Consider the following 24,447-nt stretch of genomic DNA (forward strand, 5'->3'; position numbering starts at 1 on the left):
AGGGGGCAGATTCGGCGCTTCATCGGGGTTTCGCGTAGCGTTTGCCGTCTCCCTCCCCCGCAATTGCGGGGGAGGGTGAGGGAGGGGGCGCGCTGCTTACGCCCCGTTCCCCGTAAACGTCCGCGGCGCGGGCGAGAGCACCTTGGCGGCGGCGCCGGAAATCTCCAGCACGGAGAGGCCGCGCTCGTTCATGCCGTCGGCCTTGAAGCGGAACACGCCATCGGCGCCGTTGAAGCCCGACGGATTGACCAGCACATTGTCCGAATAGCGCTGCGAGCCCTGGCTGCGCGACAGAGCGATGGCCAGCGACACGGCGTCATAAGCGAGCGTCGCTATGCGGGCCGGATCGGTGTTGAACTTGGCGCGGTAGCGCTGCGCCAGGGAGTTGAAGCCGGCGTTCTCCGGCGCGACGAACCAGGCGCCCTGCAGCGCCGGAAGCTTCAGCACGCGGGCGTCGTTCCAGAGGCCGGTGCCGAGCACCTGAATGCGCTTGGTGTCGATATGCGCCGCCTGCAATTCCTGCGAGACGGCGGCCATGGCCTCGGCCTGCTCGGGGATGAACAGAGCGTCGATCTGCTCGGCCGCCTGGGCGATACGCTGCACCGAAGGCTGCACGGCGCCGGGCTTGTAGCGCTCGATCGTCAGCACGCGCATTCCGTGATTGGCGGCGCTCTGCTGGAATTGCGCCAGCGCCACAGTGCCATAGTCATTCTCCGGCACCAGCGCGGCGATCGATTTCTTGCCGCGCTGCGCGGCGAAATCGACGATGCGCTCGACATAGCCCTCGACCAGGAAGGACAGGAGATAGACGCCCTTGCCGGCGACGGAGGAATCGGTCGAGAAGGCGATGATCGGCTTGCCTGCGCCGCGGGCGACGCGCGCCGCCTCCTTGACGCCGCTGGCGAAGACGGGGCCGATGACGATCTCCGCGCCCTCGTTTATGGCGTTTTGCGCGGCCTGGGCGGCGCCGGCGGGCGTCGAATGATCGTCCTTGACCAGAATGGTCACATCATTGGCGCCGCTGTCGGCATAGGCGAGCTTGGCGGCGTTCAGCAGCGAGGCGCCCACCTGGCTCGGCCCGGAGGCCATGGAGAGCGGCACGATCAGCGCGATGCGCGTCGCGCCGCTGCCGATCAGCTCGCCCTCATTGAGCTGGCCGACCTCCACCTTGCCGAGCGGCGCCGAGAGCCGCAGATCGGGAGCGCCGGGAACGCCCGGCCCCGCCGTGGGATTGCAGGCGCAGAGAAAGGACGCCGCAGCCAAGGCGCAGACGAGGCGCGCCGACGCCGCAGCGCCGCCCCGCCGAAACCTGTTCCGCCTACCCATGACCAATGGAAGCCTCCCGCTCGAACGGCCCGATGAAATCGCCGTCTTATACGCGATTGCGGAAAGCGCGCGGCAACCCCTAAATTGAAATAAAATGGAATTTTGCGGGGAAATTGCGGCCTTGAACGCGCTTTCCATGTTCTGTAAAAAGAACATGCGGACGATTCATCGAACGCATCGGCAGAGAGGCGGGCCATGAGCGAGGGAAAAGTGACGACGCCGGCGGCTTATACCGCTTTCGGCCTGAGGGCGGAGGCGGAGAAGATCGCGCCCGGGCTGCATCTCGTCGCGACGCCGATCGGCAATCTGAAGGATATTTCCTTCCGCGCCTTGTCGACGCTGGCGGCGGCCGACGCCGTCGTGGCGGAGGACACGCGCGTCACCAAGACTTTGCTCGCCCATTATGGGATTTCGACGCCGCTCGTCGCCTATCACGAGCACAACGCCCATGTGATGCGGCCGCATCTCATCGCGCGGCTGGAGGCCGGAGCGGCGCTCGCGCTGGTCTCCGACGCCGGCACGCCGCTGGTCTCCGACCCGGGCTTCAAGCTCGTGGCCGAGTCGCTGGAGAAGGGAATCAAGGTCACATCGGTCCCCGGCCCTTCCGCCGTGCTGGCGGCGCTGGTCGTCGCCGGCTTGCCGACGGATCGCTTCTTCTTCGAGGGATTTTTGCCGCATAAGGGCGGACCGCGGCGGGCGCGGCTCGCCGAGCTGGCGCGCATTCCCGGCACTCTCGTGTTCTTCGAATCGCCCAAGCGCGTCGCCGAGACGCTGGAGGACGCCGCCGCCGTGCTCGGCCCGCGCGACGCGGCAATCGCCCGCGAGCTGACCAAGCTCTATGAATCGGTGCGGCGCGGCAAGCTCGACGCGCTCGCCGCCGCTCTGCGCGAGGAGGAGCCGCCGCGCGGCGAGATCGTCGTGCTGATCGCCCCGCCCGGCGCGGGCGCCGAGGCGACGAGCGAGGCGGAGCTCGACGCCAAGCTCGAGGAGGCGCTCGCCGCCCATTCGCTGAAAGACGCCGCCAGCGTCGTCTCCGCCTCCACCGGACGGCCGCGCCGCGAGGTCTATGCGCGAGCGATCAAGCTCGCCGCCGAGCGCGAGAGCGAGACGCGCGAGTGAGCGAGACGGAAGAAAGGCGCGCGCGCCATCGCGGCGGCCTGCGCGCCGAGACGATCGCGGCGCTTTTCCTGAGAGCCAAATTCTACGCCATCCTCGACCGCCGCTATCGCATTCGCGGCGGCGAGATCGACATTGTGGCGCGTCGCGGTCGGACCATCGCTTTCGTGGAAGTGAAAGCGCGCGCCAATCTCGAAGAAGCGATGATCTCCATCACCGAGGAGAAGCGCCGGCGCATCTCCCGCGCGGCGTCGAAATGGCTGGCGTCCAATCCCTGGGCCGCCGACCATGTGCTGCGCGGCGACGCGGTCTATATCGCGCCGAAGCGCCTGCCGCTGCATGTGGAAGCGGCGTTCGAGCTGGATTTGGGATGAAGTAAAGAGGCGAGAAGCTGAAGCCGCGGCCCTTCCTTCTCCCGCTTGCGGGAGAAGGTGTCGCGCGAATGCGCGACGGATGAGGGTCCGTGGGACGCAAGGCGCCCTCATCCGACCCTCGCTGACGCGAGGGCCACCTTGTCCCACAAGTGGGAGAAGGAAGGGCGCGAACTTTTTTTGTCTCGAGTGGACTGTCTCAGCTCGCGAGGCTCTGCGCCAGCTCTTCCGTATGCGCCTGGGTGCGGCGGGCCATATGGTCGATCTCGCGGGCGAGCGTCACGATCGACTCGGCGCCGGCGCCGGTCATGGCCATGGCGCTCGCCACTTGCGAGACATGCTGCGACATGGCCGAGGCGCTGTCGGCCGCCGAGCGCACGCTGCGGGTGATGTCCTTGGTGGCGGCGTCCTGCTCGTGGACGGCGGAGGTGATGATCGCCGAAATATGCTCCACCTCGGCGATCTTGTTCTTGATCTTGTCGATGGAGGAGACGGAGAGATTGGTCGCCGCCTGAATCTCGGAAATCTGATCGGCGATCTCCTGCGTCGCCTTGCCGGTCTGGGTGGCGAGGCTCTTGACCTCCTGCGCCACCACGGCGAAGCCGCGGCCCGCCTCGCCGGCGCGCGCCGCCTCTATGGTGGCGTTGAGCGCGAGAAGATTGGTCTGCGCGGCGATGCGCGAGATGAGGCTGACGACGTCACCGACGCGATTGGCGGCGGCGGAGAGGCGCAGCATCTCGGCGCTGGAGCCATTGGTCTCCTGCACGGCCTGGCGCACCACTGTGGTCGACTCCACCGCCTGACGGCTGATCTCGCCGATCGCCTCCAGCAATTGCTCCGAGGCGGTGGCGACGGAGGCGACGTCGGCGGCCGCCTGCAACGAGGCGGTGCGGGCGAAATCCGTATCCTCGCGGGCGCGACGTTCCTGCACGATCATCTCCTCCGATGCGCCGGCCATTTTCTTCGTCAGCTCGCCGAGCGCCGCGGTCGTCGCCGAAAGCTCGTGGGAATAATGCTCGACCTGATCGCGAATCACAGCCTCGCGGCGCAGCCGCTCCTCGCGATCGTCGCGGGCGCGGATCTCGGCCGCCATCTCATTATTGGCCCGCACCGCGTCGCGCAGCACGATCAAAGCCTTGGAGATCGCGCCGATCTCGTCGCCGCGCTCGGCGCCCTGCACCACAATGGTGGTGTCGCCGGCGGCGAGATCGGCCATTTGGCGGGCGATGGTCTTGATCGGCGAGGCGATGGTGCGGTGAATGGTGGGAATGGAGACGCCGACCACCAGAAAAGCGGCCGCCAGCGTGCCGAGCAGCAGCTCGAGCGATAGCGTCGCCGCCGCCTGATTGGCCGTCACCGCCAGCTGCGACGCCCGCGCCGCATTGGCCGGATCGGCCGCGGCCCCGGTCAGATCGCGGACATTGGCGACCGAGACATAGGCGGTCGCGCCCATGAGCAGCAGCAGAGCCAGAAAAAGGAACTGCCTGAGCGCGAGGCCAGCGCCGATCGAGGTGAACCGCATTGGGGGCTGTATCCAGTTTGTTCCGGTCTTGACAGTTGTCCGTCGTTTTAGACCGATCTCCTTCAAGCGGAGTTAACGTCTATGTGGTCGGGACGCCCGAAATCGAGGAAGCGCTTTCGCCCCGGGACGAAAAGCGTTACTTCCTCCCTCGCGACCCATGGCGGCCGGCGCGGTGCGCCACGAAAGAGACATCGAGAGCATGATCGACGTCGCGGTCCAGATGGACCCCCTGGACAAAATCAATTTCGCCGGAGATTCCACCTTCGCGCTGATGCTCGAGGCGCAAAGGCGCGGCCATCGCCTGTGGCACTACACGCCGGACAAGCTGTCGCTCGGCGCGGGACGGCTGAGCGCTCCGGCGCGGGAGATCGCCGTCTATGACGATTCCGCGCGCTATTACGAGCTGGGCGAGGAGCGCACGCTCGATCTCGCCAGCGTCGATGTCGTGCTGCTGCGGCAGGACCCGCCCTTCGACCTCGCCTATATCACCTCGACGCATTTTCTGGAGAAGATCCAGTCGCGCACGCTCGTCGTCAATGATCCGTCCGCCGTGCGCAACGCGCCGGAAAAAGTCTTCGTCATGGAATTCGCCGATCTGATGCCGCCGACGCTGCTGACGCGCGACCGGGCGGCAATCGAGGCGTTCCGCGCCGAGCATGGCGAGATCGTCATGAAGCCTCTCTACGGCCATGGCGGCGCCAGCGTGTTCAAGGTAGAGCCGATCGATCCCAATTTCGGCTCGCTGTTCGATCTCTTTTCCTCCATCTTCCGCGAGCCTTGGGTCGTGCAGCGCTTTCTGCCGGCCGTCAGCAAGGGCGACAAACGCATATTGCTGGTGGACGGCGAGCCGCTCGGCGCGGTGAATCGCGTTCCGGCGGAGAACGACATTCGCTCCAATATGGTGCGCGGCGGCGCGGCGGCCTCGACGGCGCTGACCGAGCGCGAGCGCGAAATCTGCGCGCGGCTCGGCCCGGCGCTGCGCGAGCGCGGCCTGCTGTTCGTCGGCATAGACGTCATCGACGGCAATCTGACCGAGATCAACGTCACCTCCCCCACCGGCCTGCGGGCGCTCGCCCGGCTCGGCGGACCCGACCTCGCCGCGCCCATCTTCGACGCGATCGAGGCCAAGCTCGCGAAGCTGCGCGCGAATGGCTGACGCGCGCAAAGCCGCGCTGCGCGCGCGGGAGGAGCCATTGCAGGAGGAGCCTTTGAAGCCCGTGCGGCCGCAGCCGCCGAGCGCGCAGGGCCTGCGCGCGACGCTCGGCGAAAAGATCGCCGCCGTGAGCAGAACCGCCAAGCCCGGCGAGCCGCCCCGCGCGGCCGTGGTCGAGATATTGCGCAATGTGCTGGCCGACAGCCATGAGATCGCGCGCGCCTATCTCGAATCCGGCGGCAAGGGCCTCGTCTGCGCGCGCTATCTCTCCGATCTCGAGGATGAGATCATCGGCGCGATCTATGATTATGTCGTGCGCTTCGTCTATGTCGCCGATAATCCGACCTTCGGCGAGCGGCTGACCATCGTCGCCGTCGGCGGCTATGGGCGCGGCACTCTGGCGCCCGGCTCCGATATCGATCTTCTGTTCCTGCTTCCCTATAAGCAGACGCCCTGGGGCGAGAGCGTCGTCGAGGCGATCCTCTATGTGCTCTGGGATCTGCGCCAGAAGGTCGGGCATTCGAGCCGCTCGGTCGCCGAATGCCTGCGCCAGGCGCGCGCCGACATCACCATACGCACCACAATATTGGAGGCGCGCTTCATCCTCGGCAGCTCGGAGCTCTTTCACGAGCTGCTCGAGAGCTTCGATCGCGAGATCATGCGCGTCGACGCGCGCGAGTTCGTCGCCGCCAAGCTCACCGAGCGCGATCAGCGCGTCTCGCGCGCGGGCTCCTCGCGCTATCTCGTCGAGCCCAATGTCAAGGAGAGCAAGGGCGGCCTGCGCGATCTGCACACGCTGTTCTGGATCGCCAAATATGTCTATCGCGTGCGCGAGCCGGAGGAGCTCGTCGCCGCGGGCCTCTTCACGCGCAGCGAGCTGACGCTGTTCCAGCGCTGCGAGGAATTTCTGTGGCGCGTGCGCTGCCAGCTGCATTTTTCCACTGGCCGCGCCGAGGAGCGCCTCTCCTTCGATCTGCAGCCCATGCTCGCCGCGAAATTCGGCTATCACGACCGCGCCGGCCTCTCGCGCACCGAGCGTTTCATGAAGCATTACTTCCTGGTCGCCAAGGACGTCGGCGATCTCACCGCCATAGTCTGCGCGGCGCTGGAGGCGCGCGAGGCCAAGCCGCCGGCCATGCTGGACCGCGTGCTCGGCCGGCTGCGGCGCCGCTCGCGCAAAATGCCGTCGAATGATTTCATCGTCGAGCACGACCGCGTCAATGTCGCGGCCGAGGATGTGTTCCGCCGCGATCCGGTGAATATCATCCGCCTGTTCTGGACCGCGGACCGCTACGGCCTCGCGATCCATCCCGACGCCGTGCGCGTCGTCACGCGCTCGCTGCGGCTGATCGACTCCGATCTGCGCGCGAGCAAGGAGGCGAACCGGCTGTTCCTCGAGATTCTGCTGTCGCACAACACGACGGAGACCGTGCTGCGGCGCATGAACGAGACCGGCGTGCTCGGGCGCTTCATTCCCGAATTCGGCCGCATCGTCGCGATGATGCAGTTCAACATGTATCATCACTATACGGTCGACGAGCACCTCTTGCGCGCGGTCGGCGCGCTGGCGGCGCTGGAATCGGGCCGCGGGCCGAAACAGGCCGCGCTCGCCAATGACATTCTGCCGACCATCTCCAATCGCAAGACGCTCTATCTCGGCCTGCTGCTGCACGATATCGCCAAGGGCCGCAAGGAGGACCATTCGGTGGCCGGCGCGACCATCGCGCATTCGCTGTGTCCGCGGCTCGGCTTCGATCCCGGCGATACGGATACGGTCGCCTGGCTGGTGCAGCATCATCTCCTGATGTCCAGCATAGCGCAGAGCCGCGATCTCTCCGACCGTCGCACGATCGAGAATTTCGCCGCCATCGTGCAGACGATGGAGCGGCTGAAAATGCTGCTCGTGCTGACCATGTGCGACATTCACGCCGTCGGCCCCGGCGTGCTCGACGCCTGGAAGGCGCAGCTGCTCAATGTGCTCTATTGGGAGACGGAAGTGGTGCTCGGCGGCGGCCATTCGGCGGCCGATCGCAAGAGCCGCGTCGCCCATGCGAAAGAGGAGCTGCGCGCCGCGCTCGCGGAATGGAGCGAGGCCGAATTCCAGGCCTATGCGCAGCGGCATTACTCCGCCTATTGGCTGAAGGCCGATCTCTCCCGCAAGGTGCGCCATGCGCGCCTGCTCCGCGATTTGAAAGACGCCAAGGCGCCGCTCGTCACCACTGTCGATCTCGACACCAAGAGCGGCGCGGTGGAGCTCACCGTCGTCGCGCAGGATCATCGGCGTCTGCTGTCGATCATCGCCGGCGCCTGCGCCGCCAGCGGCGCCAACATCGTCGACGCACATATTTTCACCACGGCGGACGGGCTCGCGCTCGACACCATCTTCTTCTCGCGCGCTTTTCCGCTGGACGACGACGAATTGCGCCGCGCGCGCCGCGTCGCCGATTACATAGAGAAAGCGCTGCGCGGCGAGATCGCCATTTCCGAGGCGGTGGCCGCGCGCAGCGCGCAGCGCGGCTCTACCACGGCCTTCGACATTGCGCCGGGCGTCGTCATCGACAATAGCTTCGCCAATATGGCGACCGTCATCGAGGTCTCCGGCCTCGACCGCGTCGGCCTGCTCTTCGATCTGACCAACGCCATCTCCAATCTCAATCTCAACATCGGCTCCGCTCATATCGTGACCTTCGGCGAGCGGGCCGTGGACGCCTTCTATGTGACCGATCTGACCGGCGGGAAAATCGTCTCGCCCTCGCGTCAGGCGGCGATAAAGCGCCAATTGCTGGATGTCTTCGCGCTTCGCGTGCGAAAGGCCTCCGGCGGGGGCGCGGGCGCCGCCCCGACTTGATTTTGCGCGCTCCCGCACTGATATCGGGGACGTTTCATCGCCAATGGAAGAGATCATGAGCGACGATAAGAAAAAAGACACGCAGGAAGAGGCTCGCGCCCGTCAGGCCGAGGACGCCGAGGCCTCCGCTCTGGCGCAGCCGGGCGCCGAATCCGACATCGCCGAGCCCGAGCCCTTCACCGAGCTCGCCAATCTCCACGCCGAGGTCGCCAGCTTGAAGGACAAGCTGCTGCGCACGCTCGCCGATATGGAGAATCTGCGGCGGCGGGCCGATAAGGAGATCGCCGACGCCAAGACCTATGGCGTCACCAATTTCGCCCGCGAGATGCTGACCTTCGCCGATAATCTGCGCCGCGCGGTCGACAGCGTGCCGGCAAAGGCGCGCGAGGGCCTCGAGCAGAGCCTGTCCACTTTCATCGAAGGCGTCGAGCTGACCGAGCGCGATTTCGTCTCTCGCCTCGCCCGCTTCGGCGTCAAGAAGATCGAGGCGCAGGGCCAGCGTTTCGACCCAAATCAGCACGAGGCGCTGTTCGAGATCCCGGACGAGAGCGTGCCGCATGGCACGGTCGCGCAAGTGGTCGAGCCCGGCTATACGATCGGCGAGCGCGTGCTACGCCCCGCCAAAGTCGGAATCTCGCGGGGCGGGCCGAAGGCCTGACCCACGCTTTTTCTGGAGGACCGGGAGCGCGCGACGTGGATGACGCCGCGCGTCAGAGCCAATCATTGCGGCGAAAGCGCCAATAGAGCGTCGCGCAGATCGCCACCGTCGCCACGAGGATGAGGAAATAGCCGTAGCGCCATTCGAGCTCCGGCATATTCTTGAAATTCATCCCGTAAATGCCGGCGATCGCTGTCGGCACCGCCAATATCGCGCCCCAGGCGGCGAGCCGCCGCGTGATGTGGGTCTGCTGCATCTGGCCGTTCATCAGGCTCGCCTCGAAGGCGAAGGCCAGCACCTCGCGCAAAGTGGCGATCTGCTCGCGCACGCGCAGAATATGGTCGGTCACATCACGAAAATGCGGACGCATGGCGGCGTCGATCGCCATCACCTCGGTATGCTCCAGGCGTTGGCAGACGTCGACCAGAGGCGCGACGGCGTTGCCGAGCCGCAAGAGATCGCGGCGCAGCGCATAAAGCCGATCGACATGCGCCTTGTCCGGCGATTGCGCGAGAATATGATCCTCTATCTCTTCGACTTCCGCATTGATCGTCGCCAGCACGGGAAAGTAATTGTCCACGATGAAATCGAGAATGGCGTAGACGATATAATCCTCGCCCTCCGAGAGCCCATGCGGCGCCGCCTCGCAACGCTCGCGCACATGCGCGTAAGAGCTGGAGGCGCCGTGGCGGATCGACAGCACATAGCCCTTGCCGACGAAGAGATGCGTCTCGCCGAAAGCGATGCGGCCATTCTCCATCTGCGCGGTGCGCGCGACGATGAAGAGACCGTCGCCATATTGCTCGAGCTTGGGATATTGATGCGCCTTGCCGGCGTCCTCTATCGCCAGAGGATGCAGATCGAACTGCCGCTGCACGCGCGCCAGCAGCGCGAAAGACGGCTCATAGAGGCCGATCCAAACGACATGGCCGGGACGCGCGGCGAAAGCGCCGGCCTCGTCGATCGCAATGTCCTGAAGCCGGCGGCCGTCGGAGTAGACGGCGGCGGCGACCACGCCCGGCTCACGTCCGTCGCTCGGCGCAGCGCTCGATACACTCATGCTCGGGGCCTCATCGGAGGATCGATCGGCGACGATCTAAGCGCCGCCGTCGATGAAGGCAATCGTCCCTCTTCCGCCGATCGAGCCCCGCGCTTCACATCAGCGCGCGAAAGTCCTCGACAGTGATCGGCGCGACGACATTCTGCGCATCGTCCAGAATTTCGTAGAGAAGGCCCTTCCCATAGATGGTGAAGAAAACGATCACGTCCTGATCGCCGCCGCCCTCGCGATGCGGGTCCTCCGTCGGCGGGCTGACCTTGTAGCTGCCCACCGGCCGCGCCTCCTTTAGCTCGTCATTGGCGTGATAGAGGCGATGCTCGCCTTGAATCACGAAGGTCTTGTTCAGAGTCTTGTGACGATGCAGCAGGATTTTCTCATTGGCGGCGAATTTGTACAAGACATGAACGATGCCGGCCTCGTCATCGATATTCAGCACGGAGAGCCAGAGGTGATCGATCCCTTCGAGTCTCTTCCAATCGATGTTCTCGTCGTTAAAAATGAATTTCGTCATTGCGCTTCCTCCCGGTCCGAGACGACCGGAACAGCCTGGCGAAAGAGGCCGCGCCGCGCCATGGACGCCATCCCTCCGGGCGCCGGGCGAATTGCCCGAGAAGGCGGCGCGCTCTAGCCCACGCTCGCGCCTTACGAAAGTTTCATGCAGCCGCCACTGTGGCGTAAGCTCGCGAACACCATCTTCATCGTCGACAGGCGGACGCCCCGCCGCGCCACCGGCCGCAGCTCCCGAGTGAGAGCACGCCGATGGCAGATCGATGGAGAAGGTTTGATGACCTTGCCTATGCTGTTTCGTCGAGCTCTCGCCACCAGCCGCACGGCGCGTTGGCGTCGTCCGGAAGGACGCCCGTTCCGCCTCGCCCTGATGTCCGGCGCCGCGGCCCTCGCGCTCGGCGCGACACTGCTCTCCCCGGCGCAGACCCTCGCCTGGGGCCAGGCCCCCGCGACGCAGACGCAGAGCTCCAGCCAGAGCGCGGCCCCGGCCGTCGGCCCGCAATCTTTCGCCGATGTCGTCGAGCGGGTGAAGCCCGCCGTGGTCGCGATCAAGACCAAGGCGCTGGAGGCCGGCGGCGGCCCCGAGGAGGGCTTTCCCGGCGCGCCGCCCGAGCTTTCGCCGGACGATCCGCTCTATCGCTTCTTCCGCCGCTTCGGCGAGCCTCCGGGAGGCGGACGCGGCCGGCAGAAGCATATGACGCAGGCGCAAGGCTCCGGCTTCGTCATCACCAATGACGGCTATGTCGTCACCAACAACCATGTCGTCGAGAATGCGACGCAGGTGGAGGTGACGTTCGACGACGGCCGCACGCTGCCCGCCAAGATCATCGGAACCGACAAGCGCACCGATCTCGCGCTGCTGAAGATCAGCGACGGCAATAATCTGCCGCATGTGGACTGGGCGAGCTCCAGCCCGCGCGTCGGCGATTGGGTGATCGCGGTCGGCAATCCCTTCGGCCTCGGCGGCACGGTGACGGCGGGCATCGTCTCGGCGCGCGGCCGCGACATCGGCGCCGGCCCCTATGATGATTTCCTCCAGATCGACGCGCCGGTGAACCGCGGCAATTCGGGCGGCCCCTCCTTCGACGAGCGGGGGCAGGTCGTCGGCGTCAACACCGCGATCTACTCGCCCTCCGGCGGCTCGGTCGGCATCGGCTTCGCCATCCCCTCCGAGGTGGCCAAGGACGTCATTGCCGCGCTCAAGGACAAGGGACAGGTGGCGCGCGGCTGGATCGGCGTCTCCATCCAGCCGATCACGCCGGAGATCGCCGAGAGCCTGGGGCTCAAGACGAGCAAAGGCGCGCTGATCGCGCAGCCGCAGCGCGGCGGACCGGCCGAGGCGGCCGGGCTGAAGGCCGGCGACGTGGTGACGGCCGTGGACGGCCAGAAGGTGGACGGTCCGCGCGACCTCGCCCGTCGCATCGCGACGCTCGGCCCCGGCAAGAGCGCGGAGCTGACCTATCTGCGCAATGGCGCGGAAAAGAACGTGAAGCTGAAGCTCGGCAAGCTGCCCAGCGAGAAGGAGACTGCCGCCGCCGAATCCAATGACGACGGCGTCGAGCCCGGCGCGGCGCTGGCCGCCTATGGCATAGAGGTCGCCCCGGCGGCCGAGGTGCGCGGCGGCCGCGGCGGCGAGGGCCTCATCATCGTCGGCATAGACCCCAATGGCGCCGCCGCCCAGAAAGGCCTGCGCCAGGGCGATGTGATCGTCGAGGCCAATGGCCAGACGCTCAAAGGGCGCGGCGATCTGCAGGCCGCCATCGACTCGGCCAAGAAGGAGGGCCGCAAATCCGTCCTGCTGCGCGTGAAATCCCCGGAGGGCGCCCGCTTCGTCGCCCTCTCGGTCAATCCGGCGTCGTGACGGCGCTCTAGAGCTTCTTGCGCGATCGGCCCGTTTTGCCCGCCCCCCGTGTAGCGGGCCAGCGCAAAGGAGGCGGCGGGAGGCGTTTCGTCTCCTCTCCCGCCGCGTCAGCCGCGGCAGGTCGGCGCGTATCGCCGGCCTGCCGTTTTTATTCGAGGCGCGCTATATGAGAGAGATGCGAATATTGGTCGTCGAGGACGATTCGGAAGCCGGGGCCTATCTCGTGAAGGCGTTTCGCGAGCAAGGCCATGTCGCCGACCATGCGGCGGACGGCCTCTCCGGCTATGCGGCCGCGGCGGAAGGTCATTACGACGTGCTCGTCATCGACCGCATGCTGCCCAAGCTGGACGGGCTCTCGCTGATCTCGGGCCTGCGCGAGCAGAAGATCGACACCCCCGCCCTCATCCTCTCCGCGCTCGGCCAGGTGGACGATCGCGTGCGCGGCCTGCGCGCCGGCGGCGACGATTACGTGTCCAAGCCCTACGCCTTCTCCGAGCTGCTCGCCCGCGTCGAGGCGCTGGCGCGCCGCCGCGGCGGGCCGAAGCCGGAGGAGACCGTCTATCGCGTCGGCGACCTCGAGCTCGATCGGCTGGCCCATAAGGTGGTGTCCGCCGGACAGGAGATCGTGCTGCAGCCGCGCGAGTTCCGCCTGCTGGAATATCTCATGAAGCACGCCGGCCAGGTGGTGACGCGCACCATGCTGCTCGAGAATGTCTGGGATTATCACTTCGATCCGCAGACCAATGTCATCGACGTCCACATCTCCAGACTGCGCTCCAAGATCGACAAGGGCCGCGAGACGCCGCTTTTGCACACGATCCGCGGCGCCGGATATATGATCCGTGAAGGCGCTCGTTAGACTCTTCCGCACGACGGCCTTCAAGCTGTCGCTCGCCTATCTGGTGCTCTTCGGCATCGGCGCCGCATTGGTGCTGACCCGCGTGCAGATCAATGTCGAGGACCTTTTCGACGAGCAGACCGCGCAGACGATCGACGCCGATATCCGCGGCCTCGCCGAGCAATATTCGGAAGGCGGCATTCGCCAGCTCGTCGAGGTGATCGAGCGCCGCGTGCGCACGCCCGGAGCCTCGCTCTATCTGGTGACGACCTTCTCCGGCGAGCTCGTCGTCGGCAATATCGCCGCTTTGCCGCCGGACCTGCCGGACGGCACCGAGCTGGTGGAGGCGCGCTATCAGCGGCGCGGCGAGACCTCCGCCCATCATCGCGCCATGATGCGGCTGTTCCAGCTCCCGGGCGGCTTTCGCCTGCTCGTCGGCCATGATCTGCAAGACAGGAAGCTGCTGCGCGGCATATTGCGCCGGGCGCTCGTCGCCTCGCTGTTCTGGCTCATCGCCATCGGCACGCTCGGGGGCCTAATCGTCGCACGGCGCATTCTGGCGCGGCTCGACAAGCTCTCCGCGTCGGCCCGCCGCATCATGTCCGGCGATCTCGAGCAGCGCCTGCCGCTGATGGGCGCGGACGATGAGCTGGACCGTCTCGCCGGCAATCTCAACGCCATGCTGGACCGCATCGGACAGCTGATGACTGGGCTGCGCGAGGTCTCCGACAATATCGCGCATGATCTCAAGACGCCGCTGACGCGCCTGCGCAATCGCGCCGACGCCGCGCTGCGCGCCGATCTCGGCGCCGACCAATATCGCGACGCGCTGACCGACATGATCGAGGAATCCGACGCGCTCATCCGCATCTTCGACGCGCTGCTGATGATCGCCCGCGCGGAGGCCGGCTATTGCAGCGATTTCTCCAGCGATTTCGACGCTGGCCGCGTCGCCGCCGACATTGCCGAAATGTACGAGCCCGTCGCCGAGGAGCATGGCGCGCGCATAGAGCTCGCCGCCGCCGAGGGCCTGACGCTGCGCGGCAATCGCGAGCTGCTCGGGCAGGCGCTGGTCAATCTCGTCGACAATGCGCTGAAATATGGCGCGACCGAGCCGGGCGCCGTCGTCGGCGTCGCGGCGCGAGGGACGAGCGACGGCATAGAGATCGCGGTCTCCGACCGCGGCCCCGGCATAGCGGAGAAGGATCGCGACCGGGTGATCGGCCGTTTCGTGCGGCTCGAGAATTCGCGCTCGCGGCCGGGCTCCGGCCTCGGTCTCTCGCTCGCCGCCGCCGTGGCGCGCCTGCATGGCGGGACCTTGCGCATAGAGGACAATGCGCCGGGCCTGCGCGTCGTGCTGGCGATGCCGCGCGCGGCCCAGGCCAAGACCCATGCGCCGAGCGCTGCGCCCTCCCCCGCCGTTCCGCTGGCGCCGCCCGCGGAATGACATGATTTTCGGCTGATCGTTTCGCGCGGGTTTCGCCGCCTTCCTTCTCCCCGCGAGCGGGGAGAAGGTGAGGATGAGGGGCTCGGGGCGTTTTCCGTTTCTGGCCCACGCCCCGAGCCCCTCACCCCGACCCTCTCCCCGCAAGCGGGGCGAGGGAGAGCGTTAGTCGAGCTCGAATCTGTCCTTGTAATCCTTGCGCAGCGCGGGGTCCTGATCCTCCTTGCGCAAATGGCAATTGCCGATGACGAGCGTTTCGATCTCCGTGCCCATGAAGCAGGCGAAGGCGTCCTCCGGCTTGCAGACGATTGGCTCGCCGCGCACATTGAAGCTCGTATTGACCAGCACGGGACAGGATGTCAGCGCATGGAAGGCCGAGATCAGCGCGTGATAGCGCGGATTGGTCTCGCGATGCACCGTCTGCACGCGCGCGGAGCCATCGACATGCGTCACCGCAGGAATGACGCTGCGCGGACGATTCAGCCGTTCTATGCCGAACAGCGCCTCATCCTCCGCGCTGGTCGCGAGCCTGTGCTTCGTCGCGACATCGGCGACGAGCAGCATGTAGGGCGAATCCTCATCGAGATCGAACCAATCGGCGACATGCTCGCGTAAAACCGAAGGCGCGAAGGGCCGGAAGGATTCGCGATATTTCACCTTGAGATTGAGCGTCCTCTGCATTTGCGGCGAGCGCGGATCGGCGAGAATGGAGCGCCCGCCGAGCGCGCGCGGGCCGAACTCCATGCGCCCCTGAAACCAGCCCACCGCTCTGCCGTCGGCGAGATCGCGCGCCGTCGCTGCGATGGTCTCCTCATCCGAGAGCGTCGTGAAGCGCGCGCCGCAATCGGCGAGGCGGCGCTCTATATCGCTCTGCGAATAGGACGGCCCGAGATAGGCGCCCTGCATTGCGTCGCCTTCGCCGCACGCGGCGCGCGGACGTCCGTTGAATTCATGATAGGCGAGCAGCGCGGCGCCGAGCGCGCCGCCGGCGTCTCCGGCCGCGGGCTGAATCCAGATGCGCTCGAAGCTCTTGTCGCGCAGCACTTTGCCATTGGCGACGCAATTGAGCGCGACGCCGCCGGCGAGGCAGAGATTGCGCGCGCCCGTCTCCGCCGCCAGCGCGCGCGTCAGGCGCAGCACGATCTCCTCCGTCACCGCCTGGATCGACGCGGCTATATCCATATGACGCTGCGTCAGCTGCTCTTCCGGCGCGCGCGGCGGACCGCCGAATAGGCGATGCAGCTTCTCGCTCGACATGCGCAGCCCTGTGCAATAATCGAAATAGGATTGATCGAGACGGAATGTGCCGTCCTGTTTCAGATCAACGATATGATCGAGAATGAGGCTCGCATATTTCGGCTCGCCATAGGGCGCGAGGCCCATCAGCTTATATTCGCCGCTATTGACCTTGAAGCCCGTGTAATAGGTGAAGGCCGAATAGAGCAGGCCGAGCGAATGCGGAAAGCGCAATTCGCGCTGCATGGCGAGCTTTGCGCCCGCGCCGAAGGCGACCGATGTGGTCGCCCATTCGCCGACGCCGTCCATCGTCAGCACGACAGCCTCGTCGAATGGCGATGGATAGAAGGCGCTCGCCGCATGGCTGAGATGATGCTCTGCGAAGAGCAGACGCGCGCGCCAATCGACATTGGGCGCGTGATGCTTCAGCTTCTGCGCGAGCAGAGATTTTTGAAACAGCTTGTCGCGCAGCCACACCGGCAGAGCGGTCGCAAAGGACTGAAACCCGCGCGGCGCGAAGGACATATAGGTCTCTAGCAGGCGCTCGAACTTCACGAAAGGCTTGTCGTAGAAGGCGACGTGATCGATGTCCTTTGCCTCGACGCCGGCGGCGGCGAGGCAATAATCGATGGCGTTGGCGGGGAAGCGCGCATCATGCTTGACGCGAGAGAAGCGCTCTTCCTGCGCGGCGGCGACGATGCGTCCATCCTCGATCAACGCTGCTGCGCTGTCGTGATAGAAGGCGGAAACGCCCAGAATTCGCACGAGCGATCAGAACAGCGTGTAGATGAAAGGAGCGACCGCCGTTCCCTGCAGCAGCATCAGCCCGCCGAGCAGCATCATCACGCCGAGCACCGGCGCCATCCAATATTTCTTGCGTCTCGCGACGAAATCCCACAGCTCGACAACCATATCCATCGCATTCGTCTCCTGTCAGAAATTGCTTTTCCAGTCAGAATTGCTTGCGCATGTCGGAGGCGCCGTCCGCATCGCCGCGCAGTGTCCAATAGCTCTCCGCCGCAGGGTCGAAACGCAGCGCGAGCGGATCATGCCCGCGCAGACGAAAGAGAATTGCGATCGGCGTCACCACGCCGAAAAACAGCACGGCCATGACGATCGGATTGACGATTTTGTGAAGCGTCGATCCGAAGGCGAGCCACAGATCGTTGAGCGCTGCGAGCCGCTTGGGCGCGATGATGGCGAGCGCCGCGAAAACCGCAGCGACCGCGAGCGCCCACAGATGCGGAGAGCCGTTTCGCCACATCGGCGCCAGCGCCAAAATGGTCAGCGCGGCGGCGATCACCAGGCCGAAGGAGCGATCGGAACCACGCTCGACCGGCCGATCCGAAGTGAGGGCTTCATGCGTCATCTTATGGCGCTATCCCCTGAAAAAAACCGTAGAAACGCGTCGTCACCGAAACCTCGCGAGGCTTAGGCGATGAAAAGTGGAGCGTCAATTACGGGGTATCCCCATCCGCGTCCGCAGATCGATGTAGAAGATTGAGCGGCAAGACGTTTCGACAATCCACGACTTTGCGCCCCGGCCTCGCGGCGCGGGCGAGCCTGTGGATGACCTTCGAGCAAAGGCCCGGCGCCTTGCGAAATAGGCGGCCGCAACGCGCTTTCGGCTTGCGCGCGACAAAAAAAAGGACCTTAATTCATGGGTTGTCGGAAAGGGGCCTGCAATGACCTCATCCCTTTATATTGTCAATCCCGCTGCAGATTTTCCAACCTACTTCGGCGCAGAGATTCTCGTCGCGTCCGGCCGGCCGTCCGGCGTGATGATGGCCGATCTCTCATCGACCACCGTCGCCGCGATGGCGCCGCGCGACTTCGCGATCGAGATCAGCGACGAGGGCGTCGCGCCCGTGAATTTCGATCATGAGGCGGATTGGATTTGCATCACCGGCAAGGTGAGCCAGCGTCGTCGCATGATCGCCATCGCCGACGAATTTCGTCGCCGTGGCAAGAAGGTCATCATCGGCGGGCCATACGCCAGCCTCAGCCCCGATCATCTCGCCGCGCATTGCGACGTGCTGGTGAGCGGCGAGATCGAGGAGATTTCGGAAGAATTCTTCGCCGATCTGCGCCGCGGGCGACCGCGTGATCGCTACATCGGCGACAAGCCTTCGCTGGCGACGAGCCCGATCCCGCGTTGGGATCTCTATCCCAATCATCGCGCCATGCTCGGCGCCGTGCAGACCTCGCGCGGCTGTCCGTTCGAATGCGAATTCTGCGACGTCATCCAATATCTCGGCCGCAAGCAGCGCCACAAGCCGATCGCCAATGTGATCGCCGAGCTCGACGCTCTATGGGCGCATGGCTTTCGCGCGACATTCTTGGCGGACGATAATTTCACCGCCTATCGCGCCCATTGCAAGGAGCTGCTGGAGGCAATGGCGCATTGGCGGCGCAATGGCCATGAGATGGATTTCGTCACGCAAATCTCCATCGACGCGACGCGCGACGCGGAGCTGATGGACATGCTGGTCGAGGCCGGCGTGCATCAAGTGTTCATCGGCATAGAGACGCCCAATCTCGACAGCCTGCGCGAGACCGGCAAAAAGCAGAATTTGAAGATCGACATTCCGAGCGAGGTGCAGAAGCTCATCGACCGCGGCATTTCGGTGATGGGCGGCATGATCGTCGGCTTCGATCACGATGGGCCGAATGTGTTTTCGCAACAATATGAGTTCGCCATGTCGACGCCGATCCCCATCTTCAGCCTCGGCGCGCTGATGGCCTCGGAGGCGACGCCGCTCTTCGATCGCATCACCGCCGAGGGACGCCTGCTGCAAGGCACTGTGGAGACGCAGGCGGTGCCCTGGGGCTCCAATATTCGCCCCGTGACGATGAGCATGGAGGAGCTGAATTCCGGCCTGCACAATCTCTGCAATGCGCTCTATTCGCCCGCAGCCTTCGGCGAGCGCATGTTGAATTTCATTCACAGCTTCGGCCGCGCGCGCGATTTGAGCGCCGCCAGGCTGCCGGAGTTCGAGAACTTCCGCGAGGTGGAGCGGCAGGCGATGGAGATCGCCGCCGAGGTGCGCCGTCTCGGCGACGCCGAAGGGCGCATGTGGAACAAAGTGTGGGGCGCGGCGCTGCGCAAGCCGGCGACGGCGAAGATCGTCGGCCGCATCATGTTCCAATATGCGCAGGCGCGGCACATGTTCGACCGCGGCAATTATTGGGAGCCGCAGCTGGCCTATGCGCCGCCGCGGCGGGAAATGGCGGAGGCCGCAGCGGAGTGACGGCGGAGGCCGGCGTTGTCATCAGTCGCGCGGCATTGCCGCCTTCCTTCTCCCCGCGAGCGGAGAGAGGGAGATCGCGCCGAACCATTCAGCCGAAATCGTATAGCGCACGAGCCTGATGGCTCGCCTCCTCAATGCAGCGACGTCCGCGCGCCTTGCGTCGAAATCGCACGCGTCGTCGGCCGCACCGGAATACGCAGCATCGCGATCGTGCCGATCCCCTCATGCGAGCGGATGCGCAGCGCGCCGCCATGCAGCGCCATCAGCGAGCGCGCGATGGCGAGGCCGAGGCCGGAGCCTTTCATGCCATTCTCGATGACGGCGATCGGCTGCTCGAAGGGGCGGCCGAGCTTGGGAATGGCGGCCTTCTCGATGCCGCAGCCATCGTCCTCGACGAAAATGGCGACAGAGCGCGCGAGTCGGCGCGCGCGCACGCGCACCGCGCCGCCGGCCGTGGTGAATTTCAGGCTGTTGGAAACCAGCACGCCGATCGACTTCACGATCGCGTCGTGATCGCCATAGCAGCGCAGCCCGTCGCGAGCGTCGACGCTGATCTCGACGCGCTTCGTCTCGGCGCTGTGGTGGAAGCGCTCCACCGTCGCGCGCACGGCGCCGGAGACGTCGACCTCGCGCTGGTCGAGACGCACGCGGCCGGCCTCGAGCCGCGACATGTCGAGAATATCGGTCAGCACATCGAGCAGATAGCGGCCGCCCTGATGGATATGGTTGCAATATTCGACATATTTGGTCGAGCCGAGCTCGCCGAACACTTGCGCCTGCATCATCTCCGAAAAGCCGATGATGGCGTTGAGCGGCGTGCGCAGCTCGTGGCTCATATTGGCGAGGAATTCGGACTTGGCCTGATAGGCGGCCTCGGCCTCGCCCTTCTGCAGATGATATTGCTCGGCGAGAGTGGCGAGCTGCTGCGCCTGCGCCTCCAGCGTCTGCCGCGATTTCAAGAGGTCTGCGACGCTCGCCGTCAGCCGACGCTCGGAATCGATGAGCTTCTCCTGATTGCGCTTCAGCGCAGTGATGTCGGCGCCGACCGAAACATAGCCGCCGTCCTTGGTGCGGCGCTCGCTGATCTGCAGCCAGCGGCCATCCGCCAGCCGCGCCTCATAGGTGCGCTCGCTCGCCGTGACGGCCGCATCGGAGACGATCTGCGTCTCGGCGAGCGCGGCGGAAGCGCTCGCCATGATGCGCGCATAGCTCGCGCCCGGCGCCGCGGCCTCGGCGGCGAGGCCGTGCAGCGCCAAAAATTTCGAATTGCAGGCGACGAGCCGATTATGCGCGTCCCACAGCACGAAGGCTTCCGAGATCGTCTCTATGGCGTCGCGCAGCCGCATGTCGGCCGTCGCAGCGCCTTCCACCAGCGCGCGCTGCTCGGAAATATCGACGGCGACGCCGACGAGGCGCTTGCCGCCTTCTTGATCGTCGATCAATTCGGCGCAGGCGCGCAGCCACAGAAACTCGCCGCGCGCATTGCGGATGCGGAACTCGTGATCCATGCCGCGCGAGCCGGAGGCGACGATCGTCTCGACGATGGCGACGAGATCGCCGTCCTGCGGATGCAGCCGCGTCTTCAATTCGCCGAAGGAGAGCGAGCGCTGCTCCGGATCGAGGCCGAGCAGGCCGAACATGGAATCGGACCAATGGATGCGCCCGCGCGCAATGTCCCAATCCCACAGGCCGCAGCGGCCGGAGCCGAGCGCCGCGTCGACGCGCCGGCGCAGATCGATCTGCGCCCGCTCGGCGAGCGCTGCGCGGCGCGCCTCCCGGCGAAAGGCGAAGAGGCCGACCGCAGTGGCGGAAGCCGCAGCGGCGGACAGCGCCGCATAGAGGGCGACGAGGCTGCGCCATTCGGCCAGCGCCGCGTCATAGGGGAGGATCGCCGCCACCTGCCCGCCGCCCTGGCCTCCGCTCTGCCCTGGCGCTGACGAAAGATTGCGCACAGTGGCGAGCGCCTTGCGCCCATCGGCGAGGATGACGCGCATGACGCCGGCCTTCTCGCCGAATTCGGTCAGCAGCTGCTCGGCGCCGAGCAGGCCGGCGAGCGCGCCGGAGGCCACGAGCGGCGCCGTCGCGGCGACGATCTGGCCGGCCCCATCGGCGACGGCGACGCGGCGTCCGCGCGTCGCGGCATAGTCCGGCAGCGTCGCCGCGCCGGCGCGCAGCGTCGTCTCCACGTCGCGCGACACGGCGCGCGCGAAAATCTCGAGCTCCTGCGCCGCCTCGGCCAGAGTGCGCTCATGCGCGGCCTCGGCCAGAAGGAGCAGCAGAGCGCCGAATGCTATGGCGCAGGTGCCGAGCGCGAGCGCCAGCTGGCGCGCGCTCGGCGTCTTTGCAATCAGCCGGCCGATGCTCGAGGAGGCCGCGGCGCTCCATGACGTATCGGCGCAAGTCGTCGTATTGGCCGCGCGCCCACGCGCCATTTTCGCTCATCCCCGCAGTTTGTCTAAGAGGGGGAAAAACGCGCCGCATCCCGCCCCGAATCAGCCCCATTCGAATCCGGCGGCGGCCTTTTGTCCAGACCTTAAAAGGACGTAAAGCCCCTCAGGCGAGCGCGCGCGTCGCTATGTCCGAAACATCGGCCGAGAGATCGGGCGTCGAAAGAATGCGACGCAGCGTCGATTCGGCGAGCTTGCGACGGCGCTCCTCCAGCGATCGCCAGGAGCGCAGCGCCGAGAGCAGCCGCGCGGCGAGCTGCGGATTTTTCGGATCGAGCTCCAGCACCACGCGCTCGAGCAGCGCATAGCCGGAACCGTCCAGCGCATGGAAGCGCGTCGGATTGCCATTGGCGAAGGAGCCGACCACCGCGCGCACGCGATTGGGGTTGGCGAGCGAGAAATCCGCATGCTCCATCAGCCGGGCGATGCGGGCGGTGGTCTCCGCCTCGGGAATTGTCGCTTGCAGCGAGAACCATTTGTCGAGTACGAGATGGTCTTTCTTGTAGCGCTCATAGAAGGCCGCGAAAGCCTCCTCCCGCGCCGCGCCCGGCACATGCGACAGCGTCGCCAGCGCCGAGATGCGATCGGTCATATTGGTCGCCTCGGCGAATTGCCGCTCGGCCAGCAGACCGCCCGAGGCCGGATCGCCCGCCGCCAGAAGATCGAGCGCGACATTGCGCATGGCGCGTCGGCCGGCGCTGTCGGCGTCCGGCGAGAAGCCCTCCTGCGCGGCGAAGCGGGCATGCGCCTCGGCGAGCGCCGCGCCCAAATGGCGGCCGAGATCGCGCTTCAGCCCGGAGCGCGCCGCGAAGATCACATCGGGGTCGACGTCCTTGCCGATCTCGCGCGCGATGTCGATCTCGGAGGGCAGAGCCAGCGCCTGCGCGACGAGGCTGGGATCGCCCTCTCCCGCCTCGACGAGCCGCTTCAGAGAATCGAAAAAGGCGCGATCGTCCGACGCCGCGCCGCCGCGCGCGGCCTCTATGCGCGAGAAGATGGAGCGCAGCGCGAGGCTCTGCGCCGCCTGCCAGCGATTGAAGGAATCGCTGTCATGGGCGAGCAGGCGCTCGAGGTCTTCCGCCGATTGCGGTGGCGTGAGGCGCACGGGCGCGGAGAAGCCGCGCAGCAGCGACACCACCGGGCGCGACGGCACATTCTCGAACACGATTCGGCGCGAAGGCGTCGAAAGCTCGACGACGCTACGGGCGCATTCTTCCGCGCTGGCGCCGTTCTCGCCGGGCGCGGCGGACAGCGTCAGCTCGTCGCCATTCTCGCCGATGAGGCCGAGCGCCAGCGGAATGACGAAGGGCTTTTTATCGCTCTGCCCGGGCGTCGGCGGCGTCGATTGATCGAGGCTGAGCGTCAGCGTCTTGGCGCTCGCGTCATAGTCGCTCGCCACAGTCACGAGCGGCGTGCCGGCCTGCTCGTACCAGAGCGAAAATTGCGTCAGATCGCGGCCCGAAGCCTCGGCGAAGCAGGAGAGGAAATCCTCGACCGTCGCCGCCGTTCCGTCGAAACGCGCGAAATAGAGGTCCATGCCGCGACGGAAATCGGCCTCGCCGATCAGCGTCTTCAGCATGCGGACGATCTCCGCGCCCTTCTCATAGACGGTGGCCGTGTAGAAATTGTTGATCTCGTGATAGAGGTTCGGCCGCACCGGATGGGCGAGCGGGCCGGCGTCCTCGGGAAATTGCTGCAGCCGCAGGCCACGCACGTCGGAGATGCGCTTCACCGCGCGCGAGCGCTGATCGGCCGAGAATTCCTGATCGCGATAGACGGTCAGACCTTCCTTCAGGCACAGCTGGAACCAGTCGCGGCAGGTGATGCGATTGCCGGTCCAATTGTGGAAATATTCATGGGCGATGACCGATTCTATGCCCGCATAGTCGGAGTCGGTCGCGGTCTCGGGCGAGGCCAGAACATATTTGTCGTTGAATATGTTGAGGCCCTTGTTCTCCATCGCGCCCATGTTGAAGTCGGAGACGGCGACGATGTTGAACACATCGAGATCATATTCGCGCCCGAATGCCTGCTCGTCCCAGCGCATGGAGCGCACCAGCGAGTCCATTGCATAGGAGGCGAAGGGCTCCTTGCCGCGCTCGACATAGATGGCGAGCGCGACGACGCGGCCGGAGCCGGTGCGATAGCTCTCTGAGATATGGCCGAGATCGCCGCCGACGAGGGCGAAGAGATAGCAGGGCTTGGGAAACGGATCGCGCCAGACCGCGAAATGTCTCCCGCCTTCGAGATCGCCGGAGGCGACCGGATTGCCATTGCCGAGCAGGACGGGAGCTTCGCTCTTCTCGGCCTCTATCCGCGTCGTATAGACGCTGAGAACATCCGGACGATCCAGAAAATAGGTGATGCGGCGGAAGCCCTCCGCCTCGCATTGCGTGCAATAGGCGGAGCCGGAGCGATAGAGCCCGCTCAATTGCGTGTTGGCGGAGGGATCGACCTCCGTTTCCAGCTCCAGCGTGAAGAGCCCCTCGGGCGGGGCGCGCAGCACGAAGGAATCGGGCGTCGCCTCATAGGCCTCGGGCGCGAGCGGCGCGCCATCCAGCGCCGCGCGCCGCAAGACCAGCCCGTCGCCGTCGAGCGCGAGCGGCGCGCCCGCCTGGCCGGCGGGGTTGCGCCTGATCGCGAGGCGCGCGACGACGCGCGTCTTGCTTCGATGCAGGGAAATATCGAGATCGACCGCGTCGATCAGAAACGCGGGCGGGCGATAATCGGCGAGACGAACGGCCTGGGGGGGTGGGTTGCGCATGGGACCTCGATGCCCGTCACACCTACACGCGGCCGCGCGGCTTCG

At 66.0% G+C, this 24,447-nt stretch carries 18 protein-coding genes; 9 read left to right on the forward strand and 9 right to left on the reverse strand.

Going from position 1 to position 24,447, the window contains the following annotated elements:
• Positions 1-96: 96 nt before the first annotated feature.
• Positions 97-1,326: a penicillin-binding protein activator gene (locus tag K369_RS11125; RefSeq protein WP_245278175.1), complete on the reverse strand. Its 1,230-nt coding sequence runs from the start codon at positions 1,324-1,326 to the stop codon at positions 97-99.
• Between the two features lie 195 nt (positions 1,327-1,521).
• Here K369_RS11125 and rsmI point away from each other — a divergent pair, with 195 nt between their 5' ends.
• On the forward strand, positions 1,522-2,445 hold the full coding sequence (gene rsmI / locus K369_RS11130) for a 16S rRNA (cytidine(1402)-2'-O)-methyltransferase (RefSeq protein WP_036291162.1): 924 nt from the start codon (positions 1,522-1,524) through the stop codon (positions 2,443-2,445).
• Positions 2,442-2,816 carry a YraN family protein gene (locus K369_RS11135; protein ID WP_036291164.1) on the forward strand — a complete coding sequence of 125 codons (375 nt, stop codon included), beginning with the start codon at positions 2,442-2,444 and terminating at the stop codon, positions 2,814-2,816. Before rsmI ends, K369_RS11135 begins: the two co-directional genes overlap by 4 nt.
• A 196-nt stretch (positions 2,817-3,012) precedes the next feature.
• On the opposite strand, the gene K369_RS11140 is transcribed toward K369_RS11135, so the two are convergent.
• Positions 3,013-4,335, reverse strand: coding sequence for a methyl-accepting chemotaxis protein (locus K369_RS11140; protein ID WP_036291167.1), 1,323 nt, complete (start codon positions 4,333-4,335; stop codon positions 3,013-3,015).
• A 199-nt stretch (positions 4,336-4,534) separates the two neighbouring features.
• Between K369_RS11140 and gshB the strand changes: the two genes are divergently transcribed.
• From gshB to grpE, 3 genes are read left to right on the forward strand one after another with little or no spacing between them, the layout of a single operon-like run.
• Positions 4,535-5,491 (forward strand): glutathione synthase, encoded by a 957-nt coding sequence (gene gshB, locus K369_RS11145; RefSeq protein WP_036294898.1) that lies wholly within the window; start codon positions 4,535-4,537, stop codon positions 5,489-5,491.
• On the forward strand, positions 5,484-8,336 hold the full coding sequence (locus tag K369_RS11150; RefSeq protein WP_156967853.1) for a [protein-PII] uridylyltransferase: 2,853 nt from the start codon (positions 5,484-5,486) through the stop codon (positions 8,334-8,336). Before gshB ends, K369_RS11150 begins: the two co-directional genes overlap by 8 nt.
• Positions 8,337-8,391: 55 nt before the next feature.
• Positions 8,392-8,994, forward strand: a complete 603-nt coding sequence (gene grpE, locus K369_RS11155; protein WP_245278176.1) for a nucleotide exchange factor GrpE — start codon at positions 8,392-8,394, stop codon at positions 8,992-8,994.
• 52 nt (positions 8,995-9,046) lie between these two features.
• On the opposite strand, the gene corA is transcribed toward grpE, so the two are convergent.
• Complete coding sequence (gene corA, locus K369_RS11160; protein WP_036291169.1) at positions 9,047-10,054, reverse strand: magnesium/cobalt transporter CorA; 1,008 nt, start codon at positions 10,052-10,054, stop codon at positions 9,047-9,049.
• 94 nt (positions 10,055-10,148) lie between these two features.
• Complete coding sequence (locus K369_RS11165; protein ID WP_036291172.1) at positions 10,149-10,565, reverse strand: cupin domain-containing protein; 417 nt, start codon at positions 10,563-10,565, stop codon at positions 10,149-10,151.
• A gap of 273 nt (positions 10,566-10,838) precedes the next feature.
• Between K369_RS11165 and K369_RS11170 the strand changes: the two genes are divergently transcribed.
• The 3 genes from K369_RS11170 (at position 10,839) to K369_RS11180 (ending at position 14,707) form a co-directional block, all read left to right on the forward strand.
• Positions 10,839-12,422 carry a Do family serine endopeptidase gene (locus K369_RS11170; protein WP_036291173.1) on the forward strand — a complete coding sequence of 528 codons (1,584 nt, stop codon included), beginning with the start codon at positions 10,839-10,841 and terminating at the stop codon, positions 12,420-12,422.
• A gap of 175 nt (positions 12,423-12,597) precedes the next feature.
• Entirely contained in the window at positions 12,598-13,281 is a 684-nt protein-coding gene (locus tag K369_RS11175; RefSeq protein WP_036291175.1) for a response regulator transcription factor, read from the forward strand.
• On the forward strand, positions 13,265-14,707 hold the full coding sequence (locus K369_RS11180) for a HAMP domain-containing sensor histidine kinase (protein ID WP_036291176.1): 1,443 nt from the start codon (positions 13,265-13,267) through the stop codon (positions 14,705-14,707). Before K369_RS11175 ends, K369_RS11180 begins: the two co-directional genes overlap by 17 nt.
• Positions 14,708-14,869: 162 nt before the next feature.
• Here the strand turns inward: K369_RS11180 and K369_RS11185 are convergent, their stop codons facing one another.
• From K369_RS11185 to K369_RS11190, 3 genes are read right to left on the reverse strand one after another with little or no spacing between them, the layout of a single operon-like run.
• Positions 14,870-16,705 (reverse strand): carbamoyltransferase, encoded by a 1,836-nt coding sequence (locus tag K369_RS11185; RefSeq protein WP_036291179.1) that lies wholly within the window; start codon positions 16,703-16,705, stop codon positions 14,870-14,872.
• A gap of 6 nt (positions 16,706-16,711) precedes the next feature.
• Positions 16,712-16,858, reverse strand: a complete 147-nt coding sequence (locus tag K369_RS27140) for a DUF5989 family protein (protein ID WP_198033103.1) — start codon at positions 16,856-16,858, stop codon at positions 16,712-16,714.
• A gap of 34 nt (positions 16,859-16,892) precedes the next feature.
• Positions 16,893-17,309 (reverse strand): SxtJ family membrane protein, encoded by a 417-nt coding sequence (locus tag K369_RS11190; RefSeq protein WP_036291182.1) that lies wholly within the window; start codon positions 17,307-17,309, stop codon positions 16,893-16,895.
• Positions 17,310-17,625: 316 nt separating this feature from the next.
• On the opposite strand from K369_RS11190, the gene K369_RS11195 reads away from it, so the two are divergent.
• Positions 17,626-19,191: a radical SAM protein gene (locus K369_RS11195; RefSeq protein ID WP_036291184.1), complete on the forward strand. Its 1,566-nt coding sequence runs from the start codon at positions 17,626-17,628 to the stop codon at positions 19,189-19,191.
• A gap of 131 nt (positions 19,192-19,322) precedes the next feature.
• On the opposite strand, the gene K369_RS11200 is transcribed toward K369_RS11195, so the two are convergent.
• Entirely contained in the window at positions 19,323-21,623 is a 2,301-nt protein-coding gene (locus K369_RS11200) for a HAMP domain-containing sensor histidine kinase (protein WP_036291186.1), read from the reverse strand.
• Positions 21,624-21,744: 121 nt separating this feature from the next.
• Positions 21,745-24,402 (reverse strand): aminopeptidase N, encoded by a 2,658-nt coding sequence (gene pepN, locus K369_RS11205; protein ID WP_036291188.1) that lies wholly within the window; start codon positions 24,400-24,402, stop codon positions 21,745-21,747.
• Between the last annotated feature and the right edge of the window lie 45 nt (positions 24,403-24,447).

It is taken from the genome of Methylosinus sp. PW1 (assembly GCF_000745215.1).
Lineage (GTDB): Bacteria > Pseudomonadota > Alphaproteobacteria > Rhizobiales > Beijerinckiaceae > Methylosinus.